Below are 25,170 nucleotides of genomic sequence, written 5' to 3'. Positions count from 1 at the left end.
AGCGACTCTGGAGGATAACGCGATGGACAACTACCAACCCCTGGCCTGCGACCTCTACGACTACCTCGAGATCGCCTGCATGCACGGTTATCAGCTGGATGTCGAACTGGTCGACGGCACTCGCCTGCTGGGCCAGGCGATGACCACGGAAACCGCCGCGAGCAAGGAGGAATTTCTCTTGCTACGGACGACCGATGGCGAGCAGCGTCTGCGCATGGATCGGCTGCTGGCGATCACCCCGCAGGATCCGGGCGCCAGCTTCGGCCGGGTGCTGTTAAGCGGCAAGCGCTGCTGAGCGCAACGCCCATACCGGCAGGGTGCGCAACGCCCAAGTAACGCAGCATTACCACATCAGATCGTCGGGAATCTGATAGGCCGCGTAAGGATCGTCGGCATCCGGCTCTTCGACATGGGTATTGAGCAGAACGATGCGCGAGGCATCGCGCTCCTGGATCTTCAGCGCGGCTTCACGCGGAATAATTTCATAACCACCACCATGGCGAACGATGGCCAGCCAGCCGTTGGACAGCTTGTTGCGCACCATGGTGTTGACCGGCAGGCGCTTGACCTTCTTGTCATCGACGAAGTTGTAGTAGTCCTCGCCATCGAGCTTGGGCAGGCGCGAACGCTCGATCAACTGTTTGATCTGCGCCGTACGGGCTTTCTGCTCGGCCTTTTCCTGCTGCTGGCGGTTCAGCTCCTGATCGCGCGCAGCCTTCTCGGCCTGAGCCTGCAGTGCTGCCTGGCGCGTGCTGTCGTCCAGTTCGGCCTGGCCCTTGTGCGCCAGACGCTTCTGCTTCTGCTGCTGCTTGCCAACCTGCTTGGCCTGTTTTTCATTGACCAGGCCGGCTTTGAGCAGCTGGTCGCGCAGGGAAAGACCCATGACTAAAGATCCCGAACATGATTTTGTTGCGGCAGCGACGCAGATTCGCGCTGCCAGTCCAAGGCGCCCAGCATAAGGGCTAAGGCGCAGCGGCTCCAGCCCGAAAACCCAACGGTAGCCCGGATGCAATCCGGGAGGCACGAGCTAGGCATTTCCCGGATTGCATCCGGGCTACGTCATCAACAGCCTGGCGCCTGTTTCTCCAGCTTCTTCGCCTCGCCCCACAGCGCGTCCAGTTCTTCCAGCGAGCAGTCGCCAGGGCTGCGCCCGGCTTCGCGCACGCTTTGCTCGATAAAGCGAAAGCGTCGCTCGAACTTGCCATTGGCGGCGCGCAGCGCGGCTTCAGGATCAACCTTCAGGTGCCGCGCCAGGTTGGTCACCACGAACAACAGATCGCCAATCTCCTCGGCCACCGCCTCGGCATCGTTCTCGCTCATGGCTTCGAGCACTTCGTCCAGCTCTTCGCGGACCTTGTCCACCACCGGCAGCGCTTCTGGCCAGTCGAAACCGACCTGGGCGGCGCGCTTCTGCAACTTGGCGGCGCGCGAAAGCGCCGGCAGCGCAGTGGGTACGTCGTCGAGCAGGGACAACTGCTCGGGGGCCGCGGCCTTTTCGGCGCGCTCCTGCGCCTTGAGCTCTTCCCAGCGCTGCTTGACCGCGGCCTCCTCCAGTTTGGCCGCATCCGGCGCACCATACAGGTCACCGTCTGGGAATACGTGGGGGTGGCGGCGAATCAGCTTGCGGGTGATGCCATCGACCACCCGGGCGAAGTCGAAGCGCCCCTCCTCCTGCGCCAGCTGGCTGTAGTAGACCACCTGAAACAGCAGGTCGCCCAACTCCCCCGGCAGGTGATCGAAATCACCGCGCTCGATGGCGTCGGCGACTTCGTAGGCCTCCTCCAGCGTGTAGGGCACGATGCTCGCGTAGCTTTGCTTGAGGTCCCAGGGACAGCCGTGTTGCGGGTCGCGCAGGCGCGCCATCAGGTGCAGCAGGTCGTCGAGTTGGTACATGAATACGTCCTGTTATGCCACGCGGTGACGACGCGCCTCGATGATGTTGGGCAACTGGCCGATACGCGCCAGCAGGCGACCGAGTGCATCGAGGCCGGGAATCTCCACGGTGATCGACATGGAGGCGGTGTTGTCCTCCTTGTTCGAGCGGGTGTTGACCGCCAGCACGTTGAGTTTCTCGTTAAGCAGCACCTGGGTGACGTCACGCAACAGACCGGAGCGGTCGTAGGCCTTGATGACGATTTCCACCGGGTAGGTCTGCACCGGCACCGGCCCCCAGCTCACCTGAATCATCCGCTCCGGCTCGCGCGCGGTCTGCTGCAAGGCTGTGGGACAGTCCTGACGGTGGATGGTGACGCCACGCCCGAGGGTGATGTAACCGACGATGGGGTCGCCAGGCAGCGGCTGACAGCAGCCGGCCATCTGCGTCAGCAGGTTGCCGACACCCTGAATCTGGATATCGCCGCGCTTGCCCGGTTTAAAGCCCTGCGCCTTGCGCGGAATCAGTTCGAGCTGCTCACTGCTGCGCTCCGGCTCGACCAGTTGCTGCGCCAGGTTGACCGCATGAGCCAGGCGAACATCGCCGGCGCCCAGGGCCGCGAACAGGTCCTCCGCAGTCTTGAGATTGGCTTTCTCGGCCAGCTTGTCGAAGTCCGCGCCCACCAGTGCCATCCGCGCCAGTTCGCGCTCGAGCAACTGCTTGCCGGCCGCGACATTCTGGTCGCGGTCCTGCAGTTTGAACCAGTGGACGATCTTGGCTCGCGCACGGCTGGTGGTGACGTAGCCCAGGTTGGGGTTGAGCCAGTCGCGGCTCGGCGAGCCCTGCTTGCTGGTGATGATCTCCACCTGCTCCCCGGTCTGCAGGCTGTAGGTCAGCGGAACGATTCGACCGTTGATCTTGGCGCCGCGGCAGTTGTGGCCGATCTCGGTGTGCACGCGGTAGGCGAAGTCCAGCGGCGTCGCGCCCTTGGGCAGGTCGATGGCGTGGCCGTCGGGGGTGAAGACGTAGACCCGGTCCGGCTCGATATCCACGCGCAGCTGTTCGGCCAGACCGCCGATATCGCCCAGCTCCTCATGCCACTCGATGACCTGACGCAGCCAGGAAATCTTCTCTTCGTAGTGGTTGGAGCCGGATTTGACGTCGGTGCCCTTGTAGCGCCAGTGCGCGCAAACGCCCAGCTCGGCCTCCTCGTGCATGGCGTGGGTGCGGATCTGCACCTCCAGCACCTTGCCTTCCGGGCCGAGCACGGCGGTGTGCAGCGAGCGGTAGCCGTTTTCCTTGGGGTTGGCGATGTAGTCGTCGAACTCCTTGGGGATGTGTCGCCACAGGGTGTGCACGATGCCGAGCGTGGTGTAGCAGTCGCGCACCTCCGGCACCAGCACGCGCACCGCACGCACATCGTAGATCTGGCTGAACTGCAGGCCCTTGCGCTGCATCTTGCGCCAGATCGAGTAGATATGTTTCGCCCGGCCGCTGATGTCGGCCTTGATGCCGGTGGCGTCGAGCTCCTGGCGCAGATGATCCATCGCATCATTGATGTACTGCTCGCGATCCAGACGACGCTCGTGTAGCAGCTTGGCGATCTGCTTGTACTGCTCCGGCTCCAGGTAGCGGAACGACAGGTCTTCCAGCTCCCATTTGATATGGCCGATGCCCAGGCGGTGAGCCAGTGGCGCATAGATGTCGAACACCTCGCGCGCGACGCGCTGACGCTTCTCTTCGTCGGCTTCCTTGACCGCGCGAATGGCGCAGGTACGCTCGGCCAGCTTGATCAGCGCCACGCGTACATCGTCGACCATGGCCACCAGCATCTTGCGCAGGTTCTCCACCTGCGTCTGCGAGCCGACCACTACCGACTCGCGCGGGTTGATACTGGCGCTGATCGCCGCCATGCGCAGCACGCCTTCGATCAGCTTGGCCACCACCGGGCCAAAACGCTGATGAACCGCCGCCAGAGTGATCTTGCCCTCACGCACCCCGCGATAAATGATCGCCGCAACCAGCGAATCCTGATCGAGTTTAAGATCGGCGAGGATTTCCGCGATATCGAGGCCGGCGCGAAATGTCGATGCGCCCTCGCTCCAATGATGCTCGGTAGTGTTGGCCTGCTGCTCCAGATCGCGGGCGAACTCACAGGCTTCTTGCAGCGCCTTGCGATCCAGCGCCGGATCGACGCGGGTGACATGATCCAGCCAGGCCTCAAGATTGATGCTGCCGTCGTCGTTGACTGGCTGATGCGCTCTCACTTGAACCATCGTCTTACCTTCCCTACGGTGCGCATAGGCCACACCGAGCAGTCGCCGGCCTTCTCTGAGCCGGTCGGATTAACTGAAAGGATGCGCGTCCTGCACACCCCTGCGGTACCGAACGTACCGCTTTGGCCCGAGACCTAGATCTCGGGTTTCTCGAACAGAGCCATCGCCTCGACATGCGCGGTTTGCGCGAACATATCGAGAATCCCGGCGCGGCGCAGGCGGTAACCCTGCTGCACCAACTCGGCGGCGTCGCGCGCCAGCGTAGTCGGGTTGCAGGATACATAGACCAGACGCCGCGCGCCCAGCTCGCTCATCCCACGTACCACCTCAAACGCCCCGTCGCGCGGCGGGTCGAGCAACACCGCGGCGAAACCACCGCGCGCCCAGGCTTCATTGGCCAGCGGGTTGGACAGGTCGGCACGATAAAAGTGCGCATTGTCCAAGCCGTTGTTCTGCGCGTTGCCTGCAGCCCGCTGCACCATCGCCTCGACGCCCTCCACGGCCACCACTTCGGCCGCCTGGCGCGCCAGCGGCAAAGCGAAGTTGCCCAGGCCGCAGAACAGATCCAGGACCCGCTCGCCAGGTTGTACTGCCAACCAGTCTAGCGCCTGAGCGACCATGGCCTCATTGACCAGACCATTGACCTGTACGAAATCGCCCGGACGGTAGGCCAACTGCAATTGCCAGCGCTGCAGCTCGAACCCCAGCACCGCGGAGGGATCGTCCGGCTGTGGCTGTCCCTCGCCCTGCAACCACAGCTGCGCGCGATGCTCGTCGCAGAAGGCGCGCAGGCGGCTCAGATCAACTTCCGGCAGCGCGGCGGTATGGCGCAGCAGCACGGCTTCGGCGCTGCCGCTGAACAACTCGACGTGCCCAACCGCCTGCGGTTTTTCCAGGCTGTGCAACAACGCCGGCAAGGCGCTGAAAATAGGTTGCAAGGGCTGTACCAGTACCAGGCATTGGTCGATGGCGACAATGTCCTGGCTGGCTTCGGCGCGGAAACCGACCTGCAACTGACGTCCTTTGGCATCCCAGCGCACGGCAACGCGCGCGCGGCGGCGGTAGCCGAGTTCGGGGCCCGTCAACGGAGCTGCCCACTCGTCCGGCTGAACACCGCCCAGGCGTGACAGCTGCTCGGCCAGCGTGCGCTGTTTCAGGGCAAGCTGATCGGCATGCGGCATATGCTGCAAGTTGCAACCGCCGCAGCGATCGGCATGCCTGCAAGGCGCCTCACGGCGCTCGCCGCTGGCAGCGATGATGCGTTCGGCGCGCGCTTCGATGGTCTGGCTGCGGGCGCTGAGCACCCGCGCCTCGACCTGCTCGCCGGCCAGGGCGCCGCTGACGAACCAGGTACGCCCGCCTTCGAAGGCGATGCCGCGACCGTCGCCAGCCAGGCGCTCGATGGCGAGCTTCTGCTTCTTGCCGACCGGAATCTGCGCCGCGCGACTGCCGCCGCTGGGTTGAAAGCGCAGGTTGGAGCTGCGTCTGGCCATCAGTGAGCCGGTTCTTGGTAAACGCCGGTGGACAGGTAGCGGTCGCCGCGATCACAGATGATCGCCACCAGCACCGCGTTCTCCACCTGCTGCGAAAGGCGCAGCATGCCGGCCACCGAGCCACCAGAGGAAACGCCGCAGAAGATGCCCTCTTCCCGCGCCAGACGGCGCATGACGTGCTCGGCCTCGGCCTGGCCCATGTCCATCACCTGATCGACCCGTTCGGCCTGATAGATCTTCGGCAGGTATTCCTCGGGCCAGCGACGGATGCCCGGAATGGCCGAGCCTTCCTGCGGCTGCAACCCGACGATCTGGATCGCCGGGTTCTGCTCCTTGAGGTAGCGCGAGGTGCCCATGATAGTGCCGGTGGTACCCATGGAGCTGATGAAGTGAGTGATGGTCCCGCCGGTCTGGCGCCAGATTTCCGGGCCGGTGCCGCTGTAGTGCGCCTCGGGGTTGTCGCCATTGGCGAACTGATCGAGCACCTTGCCGCGCCCTTCGGCCTGCAGCTTCTCGGCCAGATCACGCGCGCCCTCCATGCCCTCTTCCTTGCTGACCAGGATCAGCTCGGCGCCGTAGGCGGTCATCGCCCACTTGCGCTCGGCGGTGGAGTTGTCCGGCATGATCAGGATCATCTTGTAGCCTTTGATCGCCGCCGCCATGGCCAGGGCGATACCGGTATTGCCGCTGGTGGCTTCGATCAGGGTATCGCCGGGGCGGATGTCGCCGCGCAGTTCGGCGCGGTTGATCATCGACAGCGCCGGCCGGTCCTTGACCGAGCCGGCCGGGTTGTTGCCTTCCAGCTTGACCAGCAGCGTGTTGCTGGTGTCGCCGCCCAGGCGTTGCAGACGAACCAGGGGGGTATTGCCGATGCAATCGGCAATGGTGGGAAATTGCAGGGTCATGGGTCGCTCGAATCCAGACTGACGCGAAGGGGCGTCATGATACGCCGAACCCGTGACTTCATCACGCCATGATCGCTGTCGTGTCGTGACGCAAGCCGGCAGCCACCAGGGCTGCCGCTAGTTTTCACAGCGCGGCGGAGAAATCCTTCAAGGTCTTCATCAGCCCCTGATAACCGCCTGTCGCGATATACCAGGTGGCCGGATTGAGGTAGAACACCTTGCCTGCTGTCCAGGCCTTGCCTGCGGCGATTCCCGGGTGTTTGCCCAGGGTTTCTTCCGCCTTGCCTTCACCCCCGGTTGCCGCACCACGATCCAGAATCACCAACCAGTCCGGCTCAGCCTGCAAGGCCGCATCCAGGCGCACCTGCTGCTGTTCGCGCAGTTGCCTGGCCTCCGGCGAATCCGGCGCCGGGCGCCCCTGCGGCACGCTGGCCGGGTCCACCGCCTCAGCAACGGAGCGGGTACCTAACACCTCGTACAGCATACCGAAACGCTCACCCGGGGCATGCAGCATCAGGGCATCGTTGATGGTGAACAGTGTCAGCGAGGTCAGCCCTTTGCTCTTCTCGTGCGTCGCTGCCAGCGCCTGTTCAAGCTCGCTGCCGAGTTTCGCGGCCTGCTCCTGCTTGTCGAAGATAGCTCCCAGCAGTTGCAGGTTGCCCTCCACGCCCGCAAGGAAGCTTTCCGGAGCGATACTGAGGTCGATGGTCGGCGCCAGCTGCGCGAGCTTTTCGTAAGCGGCGCTGGAACGCCCGGCGATAATGATCAGATCCGGCTCGAGGGATTGCAAAGCGGCATAGTCAGGCTCGAACAGGGTACCGATGTCGACCACCTCGCGTCCGGCATAAGCCTTCTGCAGATAGGCCGGACCGACCATCTGCGGCACTCCGGCCGCCGATACGCCGAGCGCATCGAGCGTGTCCAGCGTGCCCAGGTCGAACACGGCAATCCGTTTGGGCGCTTCATTCAAGGTCAGGCTGCCCTGGGCATGACTAACCGTAACGGGATAGGCCGCCTGGGCCGACGCGAGGACCAGCGAACTGAAGATCATAAGCACGTTGGCCAGAACCCAGCGAAGCGAGATCATGTTCTCTCCTTGTATCCGTTATCAATTGAAGGTCAGAAGGGCTACCCATGAACGTTGTGAAACGCCCAGGGGTTGGCGACGGCAACACGGCGGATGACGCCAGGACCGGTATTCGCCGCCGTGCCTCTTTTAGAAAGTGGTGGTAAAGCCCAGGGTATAACGACGCCCGTCGAGTACCACGCCGTAGTCGCTGTTGGTCACCTGTTTGTTGTCGAGGTTGTAAATGCCGGCCTTGAGCTGGGTGCTGCCGGTAACCTGCCAGGTCGCACCAAGGTCGACGAAGCCGTAGCCCGGGGTGCCCTCGGCGATCGAGGTACGGCTCAGGTAGTCGGAGGTACGGCCACGGTAGTTGTACTGGGTCCACAGGCCGATACGGTCGCTGAGCTGGTAATCCAGGAGCGCATTGAACATGTGCCTGGGAATCTTGTTCAGCGGCTCACCTTTCAAACTGCCGCTTTTCTGCTCGGAATCGGTGAAGGTATAGCTGGTGCCCAGGCGCAGATTGCGCAGCAGGTCATAGTCCAGGGTCAGCTCGACACCCTGCATCTCGGCTTCGTCTACGTTGATCTGCTCGCTGACGAACCAGTAGTTGGTGCCTTGATAATTCGTGGAGCAGCCATTGGCGCCCACGCCCCAACTCGCCGGGTTGGAAGAAACGCCTCCGCCGTCCGCACTGGAACACAGACGATTCTCGGTAATCTTGTCCTCGAACTTGGTAAGGAACAGCATGGCGCTGGTGTTCAAGCCCAGTTCGGGGTTGTCGTAGACGAAGCCGAATTCGTAGCTGGTGCTCTTTTCCGGATCGAGATTCGGATTACCGATGATCACTGCGCCTGGATAGGCCAGCCGACCTCCACCGGTAATGGCTCCGTAGTTGGCAGCCGACTCGCGCAGGGTCGGTGTGCGGTAGCCAGTGGATACTCCGCCCTTGAGCGCGAGCTCCGGGGTCAGATGATAAACGCCGTACAGGCGTGGCGAGATATGCGTGCCGTAGTTCTCGTCGCGATTCATGCGCAGACCAGCGGTGATCGCCAGGTCATCGGTGACCTGCCACTCGTCTTCCATGAACAGCGAATACTGCCAGCGATCAGCCGTCATCGGGCCACGGTCGTTGAGCGCATTGGTCGCCCGGTCCTTGAGCTCTTCGCTGATGTACTGCACGCCAAGCGTCAGAGTGTGGCGATCAAAGAAATAAGTACCCTGGGAATTGGCCGTCAGGGTGTCGAAGAATATGCCGCGCAGCCCGGTGGTCTCACTGCCGCGACTGGGATTCTCGGTTTCCTCGTACTTGATGTAGCTGCTCATCTGAAGCTGGCCATAGCGACCGTCGTGCGCCAGGGTGAACACTTCCCGATCACCACGGGTAAATGCGTCAGCCGTACTGGAAACACCGGCATTGGCTTCACGCTCCTGGCGCGAAAAGTCATAAGCCAGGGAGATATCGTTCTCTTCATCCGGCGTCAGGGTAAGCTTCAGACCGCCCTGCTTGCGGGTGAACTTCGGATCACTGGAGGCATCTTTGCCGCCACCCTGAAAGTGACTTTCTTCGATACGCTGGAAGCCGCCATTGACCTGCAGCGACAGTAACTGGTCGATCAGCGGCCCGGCTGCATAGACATTGGTCTGCCAGCCATCTTCGTTGATCTGGTTATTCTTGCCAGGCGTGGTGTACTCGCCGGAAACGGAGCCAGTCCACTGGTCAGGCGCGCGACGGGTAATGATATTGATGATGCCGCCCATGGCGTTGCTGCCGTACAGCGACGACATCGGCCCGCGGATCACTTCGATGCGTTCGATCATCTCCAGCGGCGGCAGGAAGGCGATCTGGGTGCCGCCCGCCATGCCGTTGGGGCTGAAGGCATCATTACCCTGCATGGGACGGCCATCGATCAGGTACAGCGTGTAGTCGCTAGCCATGCCCCGGATGGAGATGTCCTGATAGGTGCTGCCGCCGGAGGCATAGACACCCGGCACGTTTTTCAGCGCGTCAACGACGTTCTTGTAGGCTTTTTTCTCCAGCTCTTCACGAGAAATCACCGAGATGCTTGCCGGCGCGTCGGCTATGTTCTGCTCGTAACCAGCAGCACTCACCACCTTGACGCTTTGCAGCTCAATGGCGTCCTGGGCATGCGCAGCCGTACAGGTCATGGCAACGCAACTGATGGCGCATGCCAGCCGGCTGCGAGAAAAACGCAACATATAAGTATCTCCTTGGCGATCCATATCCCGGTCAGAGCCATGCATGGATCAAACACAACCATGCAGAGCCTGAAACGATGACTATTGCTGCCTTCGGTCAGGCAACAGGAAAAGCCAAACGATACTTAATATCATTTGCGAGTAAATTGAATTTACATTCTATACAATTAGGTCGCGTCAAGGGCCGCGGGCAGCAAAACGTGCATATGCAGGCCGCGCCGCTGCGGACTCGTCGCCCACATCTGCCCGCCCTGCAAGGCGATGGCGCCACGCGCGATGCTCAGTCCGAGTCCGAAGCCTCCGTCACCAGGGCGCGCATCATCAAGTCGCGCAAAGGGCTTGAAGATGAACTCCAGCTCTGACTCATCCACACCGCATCCTTCATCGCTCAGCTGCAGATGCCAGCGATCATTTTCCAGCCACCCCTGCAAGCGCACGACACCGCCCTGCGGCGAATGACGAATAGCGTTGCGCAGGATGTTCTCCAATGCCTGCGCCAGCCCGTTGAGGTTACCCATCACGCGGCAGTTGGCAGGCAGGTCGCAGGGCATGCGCTCGGCGGGCCATCCCGTTTCGAACCCCGCGTTCTCCCGTAAAACATCCCAGAGCCTTACAACGTCCACCTCTTCTAGCGGCAAACTAGGCCTTTCGGTATCCAGCCAGACCAGTTCGAGGGCATCCCCCACCAGCTTCTCCATGGTCTGTACTTCACGCTCCAGGCGCTGGCGCAACGCCGCAAGGTCCTGTTCGCTCTCGCCCGCAACGCGCAGGCGAGCCAATGGTGTACGCAGCTCGTGTGAAAGCGCTCGCAGCAACTGCCGCTGGTAGGCCACCGTACCTTCAAGGCGCTCAGCCATATGATCGAAGGTACGCGCCAGCTCGCCGAGCTCGTCGCGACGCTTGACCATCTCCGGTCCCAGTCGAGCCGAAAGATCGCCCGCACTGAGAGCCGCTGCCTGCCGCCGCATGATGGACAGCGGCGCGATCAATACGCGATACAGCACCACACCAAAAAAGACCGCCAGCAGCGCTGGCAGTAGGCGTTCCAACAGCAGGTTCCACAAATCGCTGTAGCGCCTTGGGCTCAGGTGCCAGGGAAGGTCCATCACCAGGCGGCCCTGGCCGTCGCTGAACGGGATGTAAAAAGAGGGCGTTCCGTCAGGACGGCCCACTGGAAAATCCAGGCGACGCACGAAATCCAGACGCTGCGATTCCTCATCATCCAGCGGCCGTGAAGACAGCGATCTCTTGCCGTTATCGACCACCACGGCCCAGACCGACTCGCGCTCGCGCAGCCGCACCAGGAAAGCATCGACACCCTCGACCCCATCCCGGCGCCAGGCATGCTCTGCCTCCTCGGCGTAATCCAGCAGCACCTGCCGACTCGAGTCCGACAGATAGGACGAAGCCTCGGTCACGAATCGCCCGAGATCGGCGTACAGACTCGTCAGAAACAGGCAGAACAGCGCCAGCGCTCCGGTCAGGCGCCACAGCAGCGAATGCCTGCCGGGCAGGGTCACGCGCTCACCTGCACCAGTATGTACCCCCTGCCCCAGACCGTTTCCACCCGGGCCGCAGCGTAACCAATGGCCTGCAGCTTGCGACGGATATGACTGACGTGCATGTCCAGGCTGCGGTCGTGCTGAGCGTAGGCGCGGCGCAGCGCCTGCTGATAAAGGAAGGGCTTGCTCAAAGCCTCGTCCTTGTGCCGCCAGAGCAGCTCCAGCACGCGGTATTCGCTGGGTGTCAGGCCAGCCCAGCTGTCACGGAAGGCGACATCGCTGCGCCCTTCGTCGAACTGCAAGCCGCTGTCCTCGGTGCTCGGCCGCAGTTCACGTCGCTCATAGGCCACACGCCGCAGTATCGCCTCTATCCGCACGCTCAGTTCACCCAGACTGAAGGGTTTGGGCAGGTAGTCATCGGCGCCCTGGCTGAAACCGGCGATGCGGTTTTGCTCGTCGCCCAGCGCCGACATCAGCAACACCGGCACACTGCGCTGCCGACGCAGGCGCTGGAGCGCCTCGAGGCCGTTGGTACCAGGCAGCAGGATATCCATCAGGATCAGGTCGAAATCTTCGCTTTCAGCCAGCTGCAGACCTTCGCTGCCGTCATGGCTGAGCGTCACGTCAAACCCACACCTCATCAGGTGGGCCTGCAGGTGACTGGCAAGCATCGGATCGTCCTCGACGGCAAGGATTCGAGCCGAGGTGGAAACAGGAGTCATCATGGTGAAAACCGAACAGGCAGAATGAGAACAATTCTACCTATTAAACGACGAGCACTCACCTACAGATTCCCCCGCGCCGAATCGCTACACTGCTCGGACGTTCTGAAGGAGGAAGGTCGTGTTCAAGGATCTCAGCATCAAAGGGCGCGTGCTGCTGCTCACCTTGCTACCCACAAGCCTGCTGGCGCTGGTGCTGGGTGGCTATTTTACCTGGGTGCAGCTGTCGGACCTGCAGACTCAGTTGTTGCAGCGCGGCGAGATGCTGACCGAACACCTGGCGCCCCTCGCTGCCCCGGCGCTGGAACAGAACGATGTAAAAAAACTTGAACGCATCGCTCAGCAGGCACTGGAGCACCCGGACGTTCGTGCAGTCAGTTTTCTTGCCCCCGAACGTGCCCTGCTGGCGCATGCCGGGCCGAGCATGCTGAATCCTTCTCCCGCCGGACAGCCGGGGATCAGCCTGCTCAGCGGCCAGGACGCCACGCGTTTTCTGCTGCCCGTCTACGACCAGCATCTGGTGTTCAGCGATCTCCGGGGTGAAGAGCGCAAGCTGGAGCTGCTCGGCTGGGTCGAGCTGGAGCTCTCGCACCAGGGCACGCTGCTCAGCGGCTATCGCAGCCTGTTCGCCAGCCTGCTGCTGATCGCCGCAGGCCTTGCCGTCACCGCCCTACTCGCCCTGCGCATGAGCCGCAGCATCAACGGCCCGCTGCGCGAGATCAAGGCCGGCGTCGCCCTGCTCAAGGACGGCCGTCTTGAAACCCGCCTGCCGCCGCTGGGCAGCCATGAGATGGACGAATTGGCCGCCGGCATCAACCGCATGGCCGAAGCCTTGCAAAATGCCCAGGAAGAACTGCAACACAGCATCGAGCAGGCCACCGAGGACGTGCGCCAGAACATGGAAACCATCGAAATCCAGAACATCGAGCTGGACTTCGCGCGCAAGGAAGCCCTGGAGGCCAGCCGCATCAAGTCCGAATTCCTGGCCAACATGAGCCATGAGATCCGCACCCCGCTCAATGGCATTCTCGGCTTCACCAACCTGCTGCAAAAAAGCGAGCTCAGCCCGCGCCAGCAGGACTACCTGTCGACCATCGAAAAATCCGCCGACAGCCTGCTCGGCATCATCAACGAAGTGCTCGACTTTTCCAAGATCGAGGCCGGCAAGCTGGTGCTCGAATCCATCCCCTTCAATTTGCGCGACCTGTTGCAGGACACCCTGACCATCCTCGCCCCCGCCGCTCATGAAAAACAGCTGGAGCTGGTCAGCCTGATCTACCGCGACACTCCGCTGGCGCTGCGCGGCGACCCGCAACGCATGAAACAGGTGCTGACCAACCTGGTGAGCAATGCGATCAAGTTCACCCGCGAAGGCACCATCGTCATGCGCGCCATGGTCGAGGACGAGAGCGCCGACACCGCGCAGCTGCGCATCAGCGTGATGGATACCGGCATCGGCCTGTCGGATGAAGACCTGCGCGCGTTGTTCCAGGCTTTCAGCCAGGCCGACAACTCGCTCAGCCGCCAGGCCGGCGGCACCGGCCTCGGCCTGGTGATTTCCAAACGCCTGATCGAACAGATGGGCGGCGAGATCGGTGTCGACAGCACGCCGGGCGAAGGCTCGGAATTCTGGATCACCCTGACCCTGCCCAAGGCCCGGGACGATGCCGAGGACCTGCCGCGCGCCGCTCTGCAGGGCCGCCGCGTGGCCGTACTGGAAAGCCACGAGCTGGCGCGTCAAGCCTTGGCCCATCAGCTCGAAGACTGCGGTCTGGTGGTGGAAAGCTTTGCCGATGCCAGCCAGCTCTTCGAGGCGGTGAACGACCAGCGGCATCGCGAACCACCGCTGAGCCTGGCAGTGCTGGGCATCACCGCCAGTCAGATGCCACCCGAAGAACTCGGCCAGCGTATCCACGACCTCGATCGTCTTGGCTGCAAAGCCCTGGTGCTATGCCCGACCACCGAGCTGGGGCTGTTCCACGAATCGCTGCCCGACGCCTACACCCAGCTGCAGGCCAAGCCTCCCTGCACGCGCAAGCTGCACAAGGCGCTGACGGAAATGGTCAACCCACAGCGCTCGGCCAGCGAGCCGGTCGCCATTGGCGACACGCGCCGACCGCAAATCCTTTGCGTCGATGACAACCCGGCCAACCTGCTGCTGGTGCAAACCCTGCTCGACGACCTGGGTGCCCAGGTCAAGGCAGTGGACAGCGGCTACGCGGCGATAGAAGCCGTTCAGCAAGGCAGCTTCGACTTGGTGTTCATGGACGTGCAGATGCCCGGCATGGATGGTCGTGAAGCCACCGAAGCGATTCGCCAGTGGGAAAGTGAAGAAGGCTGCAGCGCCACGCCGATCATTGCGTTGACCGCCCACGCCCTAGCCAACGAGAAGCGCGCCCTGCTGCAAAGCGGTATGGACGACTACCTGACCAAACCGATCAATGAACGCCAGCTGGCCCAGGTGGTGCTCAAGTGGACAGGCCTGAATCTGCGCAACCAGCCGAGTCACAGAATCGCCCCAGCTGCGCCGCCTCAGTTGCAGCCCAAGGTGCTCGACGCCGAAGAGGGCCTGCGCCTGGCCGCCGGCAAGGCCGACCTGGCGGCGGACATGCTCAGCATGCTGCTGGCCGGCCTGCCTGGAGATCGTCAGGCCATCCGCCAGGCGCGCGATGCAGGCGAGCGCACCGCGCTGATCGAGCGGGTTCACCGGCTGCACGGCGCCACCCGCTACTGTGGCGTGCCGCAACTGCGCGCCGCCTGCCAGCGCAGCGAGACGCTGCTCAAGCAGGATGATCCCGAGGCGCAACGCGCACTTGACGAACTGGACGACGCCATCGTGCGCCTGACCGAAGCAACTGCCCAGAGCGCGTAGGGCCCAGAGCTGTAGCCCGGCTGCGTGCGGGGCCGGCTGGCTGCGTTTCCCGGATTTCATCCGGGCTAGGCAGCTTTGCAGGAGCGAATTCATTCACCATCACAGCGCGAATTTCGCGGATAGATCCGCTCCAAGCAGAAGCCGTAGCGCACAGCACCGCGTGATAGCATGCCGGCTGAACCGGAGGACCCATGGCCGAACACGATTTCCGTTATTCCCTGCTCAACCCGCAACACACCCTCACCGAATGCCGCGCCCTGGCGCCGGGCCGCTACCAGGTCACCGGCAACGGCGGTTCGATCCAGGCGGGTGACACGCTGCTGGTCACCCTCAAGGGCAGCCGCGACCTGCACATGCGCCTGGATGTGGAAAAGGTTCGCCACCTGATCAACCCGCCCGGCCAGTGGCTGGCCGTGTGCAAAGGGCCGCAGTTCAAGGAACTGGCCATTCATAACTGGCAGGTGAACTGCGACGGCTGCGGCAAGCAGCTGGATTTCGAATTCGCCGTCGATGCGGCCCTCGGCAAAGCCGCGCAGGCGCCGGCAGCCGAGGCCCGCATCGCCGAACTGGGCTGGCGCAACGACGCTGGCCGTCATCTATGCCGCACCTGCCAGGAGGCCTGACACCATGAACCGCGCCCTGCCCCTCGCCCTGTTCGCCGCCGCACTGGCCGGCTGCGCCAGCGACGCGCCGCAACTGGAAACCGAGCGCAGCTACCGTGTGGAGTGGATCGGCGAACGCCCGCTGATCGACCGCAGCCACCTGACCATCACCTTCGCCGCTGACGGCCGCGCCCATGGCCACGCGGGCTGCAATCACTGGTTCGCCGGCTATACGCTCAATGGCGACGCGCTCAGCTTCGAGCCGGCCGGCAGCACCCGCAAGATGTGCGCTCCTGCTCTGATGGAACAGGAACAGCGCTTCCTCGCGGCGCTCGGCGAGGTGCAGCGCTGGGACTTCAACGGCATCGGCCAGTTGCAGCTGTGGCCGGCAAGCGGCAAGCCGATCCGCCTCTGGGCCGAGTAACACGACACTCGCTTACAGGACGCGCACTGCTCCTGTAAGAGGGGCTTCAGCCGCGATAAAACCTCGCGGCTAAAGCCCCTCCCACAACGGCAACTAGGCGAAAAGCTCCAGCTGCTCCTGCCGGCCACGCAGATCGTGCAGCCTGACCCCCACTCCGAGCAGCCGCACCGGCTTGTCGCCCCGGGCGAAAGCATTGCTGAGCAATTGCCGATAGCTGTCCAGATCCCGGCTGGCGCCCGCCTGCTCCAGAGTGGTCTGGGTGAAGTCGTGGAACTTCACTTTGACGAAGGGCTTGTCCGGCCTATAGCTCGCGTCCAGGCGCTGCAGGCGGCCGTTCATTTCCTCGAGCAGCGCCGGCAGTTTCTCCAGACAGGCGTCCAGATCGGGCAGATCCTGATCGTAGGTGTGCTCCACGCTCAGTGACTGGCGGCGGCTATCCACCTTCACCTCGCGCTCATCGATGCCGTGGGCCAGGCGCCACAGGCGCTCACCGAAACTGCCGAACTCACGCACCAGCGCCAGCTTGTTCCAGTCACGCAGATCCAGACAGGTACGAATCCCTAAGCGCGTCAACTTGTCTGCTGTGACCTTGCCGACCCCATGCAGCTTGCCCACCGGCAACTCGGCGACGAAATCGTCCACCTGATCCGGCGTGATGACGAACAATCCGTTGGGCTTGCGCCAGTCACTGGCGATCTTGGCCAGGAACTTGTTCGGCGCCACGCCGGCCGAAACCGTGATGTGCAGCTCCTGCGCCACCCTTCGGCGAATCTCCTGGGCGATGCGCGTGGCGCTGCCGGAAAAATGCGGCGAGTCACTGACGTCGAGATAGGCCTCATCCAGCGAGAGCGGCTCGATCAGATCGGTGAACTGGCGAAAGATGCCGTGAATCTCCCGCGACACGCTGCGGTAGACCTCGAAGCGCGGTTTGACGATCAGCAGGTCCGGACACAGCTTCAATGCATGCCGCGACGACATCGCCGAGCGCACACCGTAGGCACGCGCTTCGTAATTGCAGGTAGCGATCACCCCGCGACGGTCCGCCGAACCGCCGACAGCCAGCGGACGATTGGCCAGGCTCGGGTCGTCACGCATCTCGATGGCAGCGTAAAAGCAGTCGCAATCCACATGAATTATCTTACGCACAACATCCTCGGAAGCCTTGTCCGGCCTGGCCTGGAGCACTAAAGTCTAACAGCTGTTTAACGCTAAGCACCTGAGTTGAAAACACTTTTCTTATAAATAGCGGTTGACACCCGAGCATCTGGCTGTAGAATGCCGCCCCACAGACGCGGGATGGAGCAGTCTGGTAGCTCGTCGGGCTCATAACCCGAAGGTCGTAGGTTCAAATCCTGCTCCCGCAACCAGCTTCACGAAAAGGCCACTCACTGAGTGGCCTTTTTGCTTTGGCGAGAATTAGTTTTTTCGATCATAAGTAAGAAATCGATTGACAAGACTTTAAGCAAGCGTAGAATTGTCGACGCGGGATGGAGCAGTCTGGTAGCTCGTCGGGCTCATAACCCGAAGGTCGTAGGTTCAAATCCTGCTCCCGCAACCACCTTCAGAAAGAGGCCACTCAAACGAGTGGCCTTTTTCGTTTCCGCCCCCTGACCAGCACTGGTCAAGCGTATGATCCGCCGCTAGAATTGCGCACTTTTTGATCAGAGGCGCCACCCAGGCGCCCTTAGAGGTTAGCCCGCATGTCCACCGCCACACCGAAAGTCGGCTTCGTTTCCCTGGGTTGCCCCAAGGCCACCGTCGACTCCGAACGCATCCTGACCCAGCTGCGCATGGAAGGTTACGAGATCGTACCGACCTACCAGGATGCCGACGTGGTGGTGGTCAATACCTGCGGCTTTATCGACAGCGCCAAGGCCGAGTCGCTGGACGCCATCGGCGAGGCACTGGCTGAGAATGGCAAGGTCATCGTCACCGGCTGCATGGGCGTGGCCGAGGACAGCATCCGCGATGTGCACCCCAGCGTGCTGGCCGTCACCGGCCCGCAGCAGTACGAGCAGGTGGTCAGCGCGGTGCACGAGGTCATCCCGCCTGCTACGTCCCACAACCCGCTGATCGACCTGGTGCCGCCGCAGGGCATCAAGCTGACCCCACGCCACTACGCCTACCTGAAGATTTCCGAAGGCTGCAACCATACCTGCAGCTTCTGCATCATCCCGTCGATGCGCGGCAAGCTGGTCAGCCGTCCGGTGGGTGATGTGCTCGGCGAGGCCGAGCGCCTGGTCAAGGCCGGAGTCAAGGAGCTGCTGGTGATCAGCCAGGACACCAGCGCCTACGGCGTCGACATGAAGTACAAGCTGGACTTCTGGAACGGCCAGCCGGTGAAGACGCGCATGCTCGAGCTGTGCGAGGCGCTGTCGTCGATGGGCGTGTGGGTGCGCCTGCACTATGTCTACCCCTACCCCAACGTCGACGACGTGATCCCGCTGATGGCCGCCGGCAAGCTGCTGCCGTACCTGGATATCCCCTTCCAGCACGCCAGCCCGAAAGTGCTCAAGTCGATGAAGCGTCCGGCCTTCGAAGACAAGACCCTGGCGCGCATCAAGAAGTGGCGCGAGATCTGCCCGGAGCTGACCATCCGCTCCACCTTCATCGTCGGTTTCCCCGGCGAGACCGAAGAAGACTTCCAGTACCTGCTGGACTGGCTCACCGAAGCGCAGCTCGACCGCGTCGGCTGCTTCCAGTACTCGCCTGTAGAAGGCGCGCCGGCCAACGACCTGGGCCTGGAACCAGTACCGGATGACGTCAAGCAGGAGCGCTGGGAGCGCTTCATGGCGCACCAGCAGGCGATCAGCTCGGCACGCCTGCAGGCCAAGATCGGCCTGGAAATGGACGTGCTGGTCGATGAAGTGGACGGCGAAGGTGCGGTGGCCCGCTCCTGGGCCGATGCCCCGGAGATCGACGGCAGCGTGTTCATCGACTCCACCAGCGTCAAGCCGGGCGACAAGGTGCGCGTGCGCATCGTCGACGCCGATGAATACGACATGTGGGGCGAGCTGGTCTGATACCCGCCGACTAAAACAAACCCCGCTCGATGCGGGGTTTGTTTTATCTGTTGGCGCGCAGCGGCGCGCCCCAGGGACGATAGCTCAGAGAAAATACAGCCTCGTCATGGCAGTCGGGGTAGATGCGCTTCGGTTCGGCCGGCTCGGCGCGAAACGGTTCGCCATCGGCACTGACCTGACGGAATGCCTCCCTGACGATCCCGACTTCACAGGGCAACGCCTGACCGTAGGCCCGGCGCACTGCCTTGGACAGGTTGCCGGTGCCTTCGCCATCCTGCCACCACACCGTCAATCCCAGCGATTGCAGTTCGTATAGCCAGGCGGCATAGATATCCGGAGCCAACTGCGCACCGGTATAGGCGCTCACGTGCAGAGGCGCGTCCAGCTTGGTGGCGAAATCCTGCAACTGGCGGTACAACACCCGGCGCCGTTCAACCGCCTGGAACTGCAGATCATCGAGCTCCATCGGCAGATACCAGCCAGCCACCGGCAGCTGCCACTGATCCCGCAGCAGACGCTGCTGCGCCAGGGAAAGGCCCAGCTGGTGCTGCCAGTATGTCTCCAGCCCCGGACCATCCAACTCTGCATGACGTTGGTAGTAGGCCGGGTCCATGTACAGGCCCAGCACCAGTTGCAGGCCCTGTTCCTGAGCGGCGCGCAAGCTGTTGGCCAGCCAGCCGTCGCGTCCGCCGAAGTTCGACTCGCCGTGGGCCGTCCATTGCACCACCACCACCTTCACCCCGGCCTTGGCGGTGTCACGCCAGATGCTCCTCCAGGTCTTTTGATCGAGACTGCTGTCCACGTTCAGCGGCTGAAAGAACAGGCGCTCCTCAGCCTGGGCCTGGAGCATGGCCAGGCTCATCAGGATGCCTATCAGTAGACGGCGCATCAGAAGTTGACCTCCATGCCTAGCAGCCAGCCATTGGCCCGCTCGTAAAGATTGCCTCCCAGGCCGAACTGGTACTCGGTGCGTACCGTGACATGGGCAGGGAAAGCGTTATAACGGCTGTCGCCGTACCACAGTTGCCAGCGTAGACCTATTCCACTGCGCAGGTCCTGCCGCCAGTCGTTATCCGGATCCTGCGTGCTGAATTCACCGAACCCGTAAAGCATCAGCGTCTGCGCACCCTCGGTGTGCAGCTTCCATACGCGCCCTTGCTGGAAGCGCGACAGCCACTGATGATCGCCGGCCTTGGTCCACCAGGCGGCATCCAGATAGAGCGAGCGCTCGTTCCAGTCCTGCTCGTCGACGCGCCAGTCGTTGCGATATTCGCCCTGATCGAGGAACGACGCAGTGGCGCGCAGCAGGTAGTCGGTGGAGGTCTGCGCATAGCGATCACGGTCACGTATGTGCCGCTCGAATTTCTCCGGCGTCCAGAGCTTGTTCCAGCGCTCGCCGTCGAAGCCGCCGTCCGGATATGCGTTCTGCTTGTACAGCTCCGCGTACAGGTTGAGGTTGTAGTCACCCAGCGGTTTGTAGCGCAGCCCAACGCCCGCGGCGAGGTACTGGTTGTAGAGTTTGCGACCATTGGCTCCGGCCAGCGCACGCCCATAGACGGACAGGCTGCTACCGTTGCGCGTTGGCTCTTCGCCCAGCGCGTGATCCCAGACGGCCATTTGCACGTTCTGCGAAGAGGCCCGCCGGGAACCACCGCTGGGCGTTGCGACGGTCGCCACGCCCGCCGGTGACCAGGTGCTGGCCAGGGTGAAACTGTCACGTCGCGCCAGCGTTTCATGGGCGCGACGCTGGCGATAACGGCGCGCCTCCATGCTGCCGAAGTCGTCGTCCGCAGCGACCGGATTCTGCTCCAGATCGATCACCCGGCGCAGTTCGCCGCGCGCCGCTGCGCTGTCTTCGGCTTCGTCGTAGCGCCAGGCCAGCGTCTCGCCCAGGCGATAATCCTCGGGATAGTCACGCGTCGCCCGCTCCAGCCTCGCAATCGAGCTACGTCGCTGATCCGGCGTGTCGGCAGCGGCCAGGCGCATGGCGTAATCGGCGTTATAACGCGGGTTATCCGGGTCCAGCCGTACGGCCTCCGCCAGCCAGTCGCGGCTCTGCCGTGTATCGCCTGCAGCCTGTGCCGTCGCCGCAGCGCCGTAGTAGTGGCCGGCATTCGGCTGCGAGGCCAGCGCCTTACGCTGGCGCTCCAAGGCCAGAGACAGGTCGCCACGATCCTGAGCGATGGCGGCTCCGAGCGCCCAGTCGTCAGCCGAGCCGGGCGCGGTGCTGCGCCAGTATCGTTCGGCAGCCGCCGAATCTCCCACAGCCAGTGCACTGCGGGCCGCCGTCAGACGGGCGATATGGTCGAGCTGCTGCAGGGGCAACTGGCGCCAGATGCGCCAGGCACCAGGCGCATCACCGGCTGCCTCCAGCGCATAGGCCAATGGCAGACGACTGGCTTCATCGCCCTGCGCCAGCGCAGCGCGATAGTGCACCACCGCCTCACCAGGCCGCTGAGGCATGGCGCAACGTCCGAGCACACGCAGCTCGCCGGGCGTTTGCGGTGAATCGCCAATACTTTCGCGTACCCAGGCACAGTCGCCGGTTTCCGCCAGTCGACCAAGCAACGCCACTCGGCCCTGCGCGTCCAGTTGGGGCAGCAGCGCGCGTGCGCGACTCGCATCGAAGGTCGACCCCGTATCGGTATAGAGCCCGGCCAGGCGTTGCAGCAGGGAAGCCGGCAGTTTGCCCTGGCGGCTATCGAGCGCCTGCTCGAGCCACTGCAGAGCCTCGTCCCGGCGCCCATGCTGCAGCGCGAGAAAACTGGCCTGATCCAGCCCCTGCAGATCGCCGGTGCGCTGGTAATAATCCAGCCACTGGCGTTCGGCCTGTTGCAATTGCCCGGTGGCCTGCAGCAGCTCTGCGCGGCGGCGAGATAACACCGGTGTTTGCGGCTGGCGCGCCAGCCAGGCCAGGGCCAGATCGTCGCGCCCCTGTGCGTGCCAGGCTTCCAGCAGTCGTTCCTGACGCGAAGCCTCCCACGGGCCGGGGAGCGTCTGACCGGCCAACAGATCGGTGGCCCCCAGACGCTGGGCGAGCACCAGCCAGGTCTGCGGATCCTCTTCCGCGCGACAGCCACGCAACTCCTGCAGGGCCGAGTCGCGATCATGGCGGGAAAGCCATTCGGCCGTTTCCAGACAGGGGCGTCCAAGTTGCTCACTCAGTTCACGCACCTGCTGGCTGTTGCCACCCTGACGCGCCAGTTCCCAGACACGGGTGCGCTCCTGCAGCGTATCGCGATCCTCCTCGGGCAGGCTGTTCAACCAGTGTTGCGCCATATCCGGGCGTCCCAATGCAACGGCGCGGTCGAGCATCGCCAAACGCACGCGTTTTTCTGCTTCGGCTGACGGCGGCTGCTTCAGAAGGCGCTGCAGCCCCGCCTCATCGAGCAACTGCACACGGGCATTGGCCAGGCGCTGCCACTCTTCGGGAGCGAGGTTACCCTGCGCCTCCAGTGGCGCCAGCTGCGCCTCGCTGGCCTGCCAATCGCGCAATTGCTCAGCCCAGTTGGCGCGCGCCATACGCATGGCAATACCGTCACCACGTACCGGCACCTGATTGAGCCAGTCCAGTGCGCGCTTGGCCCCGCCGAACTTGGCCAGGGTCAGGCTGTAGGCCTGCCACAAACGCACGCGCTGGTCACCTTCACTCTCTTCCAGCCAACGCTCGACCACTTCGCTGCTGGGCGGGTCCTGTTCGATCCAGGCCATACGCAGCTCGAACAGTGCCCGGTGACTGTCGCTCAGTTGCGCCGCCAGCTCTTCGGAATCCCGGTAACGCCGCTGCTTGGCCAGCGCCTCGACCAACAGGCTGCGCCCTTCGTCGTTGTTTGGCACGCGCTCGAGCAGCTGGCGCATGAGCCGCTCCACCTCCGCCCAGTTCTGCCGTTCAGCTTCACGGTAGGCGCGATCGAGAAAAGGATAACTGCGAAACTGCTGAAACCCCGTCAACGCTTCGGCAGCGAATGTCGTCGGTGCAATCAGGCAGGCCGCCAGGGAAAAACCAAGCAAATGCCTCATGCCAGGGCCTCCACGATGCGATAAGACTCGTGCTGCTCTTCGGCCTGCTCGCGCAATGCCTGCTGCAGTACGTCTTCCGTGATCACCCCACGCTGCAGCAGATGCTGACCGAGTGAATGCGCCTCGGGGTCGAAGTCGATCAGTGCCTGATTGAACAACGAGGGCGGAAGCAAGCCACGCACCTGCAACAGATCGCCAAACAGCACCTGATGCTTGCAAACCTCTTCCAGCAGGGCCTCGTCCCCGGCATGACGCTCGAGCATGTCCAGCATTCTGCTCACCTCTTCGCCGGCGTGGCGGCCGCCATACCAGTAACGCAAACCAAGCGTTACCCGGCCCTGGGGCGCCAACTGCCAACGCACGGGCCGGCCGAGCTGACGACTGATCGCCCCGACGGAAACCTGACTGAGCAGGCGTTCACTGGCCAACACCAGCGTCTGCCCCTCCTCGGCCACCGGTAACACCGCATAGCGCAGCGCCAGACGCCGGGGAAAGGCTTCCATCAGGCGACGCTCAAGGCGAAACGGGTCCAGAGGCGCCCAGGGCTCGTCCAACTGCTCGGCCAATGCCTGCACCAGTTGCCGACTGTCGAGCAGCCCGTCGAGCAGCAATTGCCGCCCCAGGCGCCGCCGCACCGGGTTGGTCAGCGCGGCGGCCAGTTGCTCTTCGCTGAGCACCCCCTGTTCGACCAGGCGCTGCCCCAGTGGCGTTTGCTGGTTCTGGCCCAGCGAAGGAAATTCGTGAGTGGTCTTGTCCCAGGCCACCCGTCGCGAATCGCCCATCGCCAGCACCTGCTTGAGCGCCCGCACATTGGCGAAGAAATTGACGAAGTTGCTCCACATCATCCTCGGTGCGGACAACAGCCCCTGGCCGATGCCATAGAAACGGGTGACGAAGTAAGCGCGCTGAAACAGGCGATTGAGCAGCAGCACGCCATTGAGCCAAAGCAGCGTGCTGAGCAGCGGGCTGCCGGACAGAATCGAGGGGAAGTGCCAGGCGTCGGGATTGAACAGGCCGAACAGCCACATGCAGAGCAATACCACCAGCAGCATGTTGACCAGAAAGCTCAGCAGGTAGGCGAGCAAGCCTCGGCGGTCGCGCCAGAGGAAGTAGTTGAGCGTCTTGCGTGTGCTCCAGCCGAGATTGGTCGTGCCTTGAAAAACGATGCCGGTGATCCAGCGCGACTTCTGCCGCACGGCATGCGACCAGGTGCGCGGAAAGTGTTCGCGCACGCAAATCACCTGAGAGAAGCGCTTGCTCATGCCCCACCCCGATTCCTGAGCCAGGGCCAGCTTCGGATCGCTGACCGGGAAGCGGGCGAAGATGCATTTCATGCCCTTGGCCTTCAGGCGAAAACCGATGTCGTAATCTTCGGTCAGGCTCTGCACGTCGAAAGCAATGCCGTCGCCCTCCTCCAGCAGCGCGGCGACAGCGCGCCGGCTGAAGCAGGTACCGACCCCTGCGCTGGGCACCTGGCCCGTAAGTGCCTCGCGCACCACCACGTCCTTGCCATGATTCTCGGCGAACTCATCGACGTAATGCCCCGCCGTGAAGCCGCTCCACTCGGGCGCGTAGGGATAGACCGGGACCTGGATCAGGTCCTTGTTCGGCAGCAGGTAGTTGAACAGACGCAGCTCCAGCGGAGAGATCACGTCCTCGGCGTCGTGCAGGATGAAACCCGCGAATTGCACCCGCGCCTCAGCCTCGAAGCGCAAAATGGCATCGATCACGTTGTTCAGACAGTCGGCCTTGCTGGTCGGCCCCGGCCGCGCGCATACCACCTTGTGCACGTTGGGGTAATGCAGACAAACCGCGTCGACATCGCGCTGGGTGTCGGGATCGTTGGGATAGGTGCCGACGAAGATCTGGTAGTTCTCGTAGTCCAGCGTCGAGGCGGCCAGGCGCGCCATCTCGCCCACCACACCGACCTCCTGCCAGGCCGGCACCATGATCGCCAGCGGCTTTTCCGGCGTACCGTAAAGCAGCTTCTCATCGGCGCGCTTGCGCCCGGAATAGATGCGAAAGCGCCGAATGAGCGCGCGCCCCCAGTAGACCAGGTCGATGAACAGGTCATCCAGACCGAGCAGAAACATCAGCGCAGCCAATGCGATGGCGAGGAACTTCAGACCATAGAGTACGTAGGCCAGCAGATCGACCAGTTCCAGACTCATG

At 63.2% G+C, this 25,170-nt stretch carries 18 protein-coding genes and 2 tRNA genes; 7 read left to right on the top strand and 13 right to left on the bottom strand.

What is annotated here, in order from left to right; translation table 11 throughout:
• Nucleotides 1-22 precede the first annotated feature (22 nt).
• A complete protein-coding gene (locus GYB81_RS04935) occupies nucleotides 23-295 on the top strand; it encodes a Rho-binding antiterminator (protein ID WP_161866343.1) in 273 nt (90 codons plus the stop codon).
• 48 nt (nucleotides 296-343) lie between these two features.
• Here the strand turns inward: GYB81_RS04935 and GYB81_RS04930 are convergent, their stop codons facing one another.
• The 9 genes from GYB81_RS04930 to GYB81_RS04890 form a co-directional block, all read right to left on the bottom strand.
• Nucleotides 344-883, bottom strand: coding sequence for a DUF2058 domain-containing protein (locus GYB81_RS04930; RefSeq protein WP_161866344.1), 540 nt, complete (start codon nucleotides 881-883; stop codon nucleotides 344-346).
• 179 nt (nucleotides 884-1,062) lie between these two features.
• Nucleotides 1,063-1,893 (bottom strand): nucleoside triphosphate pyrophosphohydrolase, encoded by an 831-nt coding sequence (gene mazG, locus GYB81_RS04925; protein WP_161866345.1) that lies wholly within the window; start codon nucleotides 1,891-1,893, stop codon nucleotides 1,063-1,065.
• Between the two features lie 12 nt (nucleotides 1,894-1,905).
• Nucleotides 1,906-4,149, bottom strand: a complete 2,244-nt coding sequence (gene relA, locus GYB81_RS04920) for a GTP diphosphokinase (protein WP_161866346.1) — start codon at nucleotides 4,147-4,149, stop codon at nucleotides 1,906-1,908.
• 134 nt (nucleotides 4,150-4,283) lie between these two features.
• Nucleotides 4,284-5,642 carry a 23S rRNA (uracil(1939)-C(5))-methyltransferase RlmD gene (gene rlmD, locus GYB81_RS04915; protein WP_161866347.1) on the bottom strand — a complete coding sequence of 453 codons (1,359 nt, stop codon included), beginning with the start codon at nucleotides 5,640-5,642 and terminating at the stop codon, nucleotides 4,284-4,286.
• The gene (gene cysM, locus GYB81_RS04910) at nucleotides 5,642-6,547 is read right to left on the bottom strand and encodes a cysteine synthase CysM (protein WP_115291237.1); all 906 of its coding nucleotides are present in this window, start codon (nucleotides 6,545-6,547) and stop codon (nucleotides 5,642-5,644) included. Before cysM ends, rlmD begins: the two co-directional genes overlap by 1 nt.
• A gap of 124 nt (nucleotides 6,548-6,671) precedes the next feature.
• On the bottom strand, nucleotides 6,672-7,634 hold the full coding sequence (locus tag GYB81_RS04905) for a siderophore ABC transporter substrate-binding protein (RefSeq protein ID WP_161866348.1): 963 nt from the start codon (nucleotides 7,632-7,634) through the stop codon (nucleotides 6,672-6,674).
• Between the two features lie 129 nt (nucleotides 7,635-7,763).
• A complete protein-coding gene (locus GYB81_RS04900) occupies nucleotides 7,764-9,833 on the bottom strand; it encodes a TonB-dependent receptor domain-containing protein (protein WP_161866349.1) in 2,070 nt (689 codons plus the stop codon).
• 167 nt (nucleotides 9,834-10,000) lie between these two features.
• Nucleotides 10,001-11,353, bottom strand: coding sequence for a sensor histidine kinase (locus GYB81_RS04895; RefSeq protein WP_161866350.1), 1,353 nt, complete (start codon nucleotides 11,351-11,353; stop codon nucleotides 10,001-10,003).
• Entirely contained in the window at nucleotides 11,350-12,060 is a 711-nt protein-coding gene (locus GYB81_RS04890) for a response regulator transcription factor (protein ID WP_161866351.1), read from the bottom strand. The genes GYB81_RS04895 and GYB81_RS04890 overlap by 4 nt, the downstream gene beginning before the upstream one ends.
• A 118-nt stretch (nucleotides 12,061-12,178) precedes the next feature.
• On the opposite strand from GYB81_RS04890, the gene GYB81_RS04885 reads away from it, so the two are divergent.
• From GYB81_RS04885 to GYB81_RS04875, 3 genes are all read left to right on the top strand, one after another.
• The gene (locus GYB81_RS04885) at nucleotides 12,179-14,929 is read left to right on the top strand and encodes a response regulator (protein ID WP_161866352.1); all 2,751 of its coding nucleotides are present in this window, start codon (nucleotides 12,179-12,181) and stop codon (nucleotides 14,927-14,929) included.
• A gap of 191 nt (nucleotides 14,930-15,120) precedes the next feature.
• Nucleotides 15,121-15,552, top strand: a complete 432-nt coding sequence (locus tag GYB81_RS04880; protein WP_024308724.1) for a hypothetical protein — start codon at nucleotides 15,121-15,123, stop codon at nucleotides 15,550-15,552.
• Between the two features lie 4 nt (nucleotides 15,553-15,556).
• Nucleotides 15,557-15,955, top strand: a complete 399-nt coding sequence (locus GYB81_RS04875; RefSeq protein ID WP_161866353.1) for an META domain-containing protein — start codon at nucleotides 15,557-15,559, stop codon at nucleotides 15,953-15,955.
• 93 nt (nucleotides 15,956-16,048) lie between these two features.
• On the opposite strand, the gene dinB is transcribed toward GYB81_RS04875, so the two are convergent.
• Nucleotides 16,049-17,101 carry a DNA polymerase IV gene (dinB, locus tag GYB81_RS04870; RefSeq protein WP_161866354.1) on the bottom strand — a complete coding sequence of 351 codons (1,053 nt, stop codon included), beginning with the start codon at nucleotides 17,099-17,101 and terminating at the stop codon, nucleotides 16,049-16,051.
• 144 nt (nucleotides 17,102-17,245) lie between these two features.
• On the opposite strand from dinB, the gene GYB81_RS04865 reads away from it, so the two are divergent.
• The 3 genes from GYB81_RS04865 (at nucleotide 17,246) to rimO (ending at nucleotide 18,978) form a co-directional block, all read left to right on the top strand.
• A tRNA-Met gene (locus GYB81_RS04865) sits at nucleotides 17,246-17,322 on the top strand.
• Between the two features lie 114 nt (nucleotides 17,323-17,436).
• Nucleotides 17,437-17,513 (top strand) — tRNA-Met (locus tag GYB81_RS04860).
• 142 nt (nucleotides 17,514-17,655) lie between these two features.
• On the top strand, nucleotides 17,656-18,978 hold the full coding sequence (gene rimO / locus GYB81_RS04855; protein WP_161866355.1) for a 30S ribosomal protein S12 methylthiotransferase RimO: 1,323 nt from the start codon (nucleotides 17,656-17,658) through the stop codon (nucleotides 18,976-18,978).
• Between the two features lie 43 nt (nucleotides 18,979-19,021).
• On the opposite strand, the gene GYB81_RS04850 is transcribed toward rimO, so the two are convergent.
• From GYB81_RS04850 to nfrB, 3 genes are read right to left on the bottom strand one after another with little or no spacing between them, the layout of a single operon-like run.
• Nucleotides 19,022-19,867, bottom strand: a complete 846-nt coding sequence (locus GYB81_RS04850; RefSeq protein ID WP_161866356.1) for a DUF4434 family protein — start codon at nucleotides 19,865-19,867, stop codon at nucleotides 19,022-19,024.
• The gene (locus tag GYB81_RS04845) at nucleotides 19,867-22,998 is read right to left on the bottom strand and encodes an NfrA family protein (protein ID WP_161866357.1); all 3,132 of its coding nucleotides are present in this window, start codon (nucleotides 22,996-22,998) and stop codon (nucleotides 19,867-19,869) included. Before GYB81_RS04845 ends, GYB81_RS04850 begins: the two co-directional genes overlap by 1 nt.
• Nucleotides 22,995-25,169 carry a cyclic di-3',5'-guanylate-activated glycosyltransferase NfrB gene (gene nfrB / locus GYB81_RS04840; RefSeq protein WP_161866358.1) on the bottom strand — a complete coding sequence of 725 codons (2,175 nt, stop codon included), beginning with the start codon at nucleotides 25,167-25,169 and terminating at the stop codon, nucleotides 22,995-22,997. Before nfrB ends, GYB81_RS04845 begins: the two co-directional genes overlap by 4 nt.
• Between the last annotated feature and the right edge of the window lies 1 nt (nucleotide 25,170).

This window comes from Pseudomonas yangonensis (assembly GCF_009932725.1).
Lineage (GTDB): Bacteria > Pseudomonadota > Gammaproteobacteria > Pseudomonadales > Pseudomonadaceae > Aquipseudomonas > Aquipseudomonas yangonensis.
Note: the sequence above shows the minus strand (reverse complement) of the source record. Positions and strands in the feature narration are given on the sequence as shown.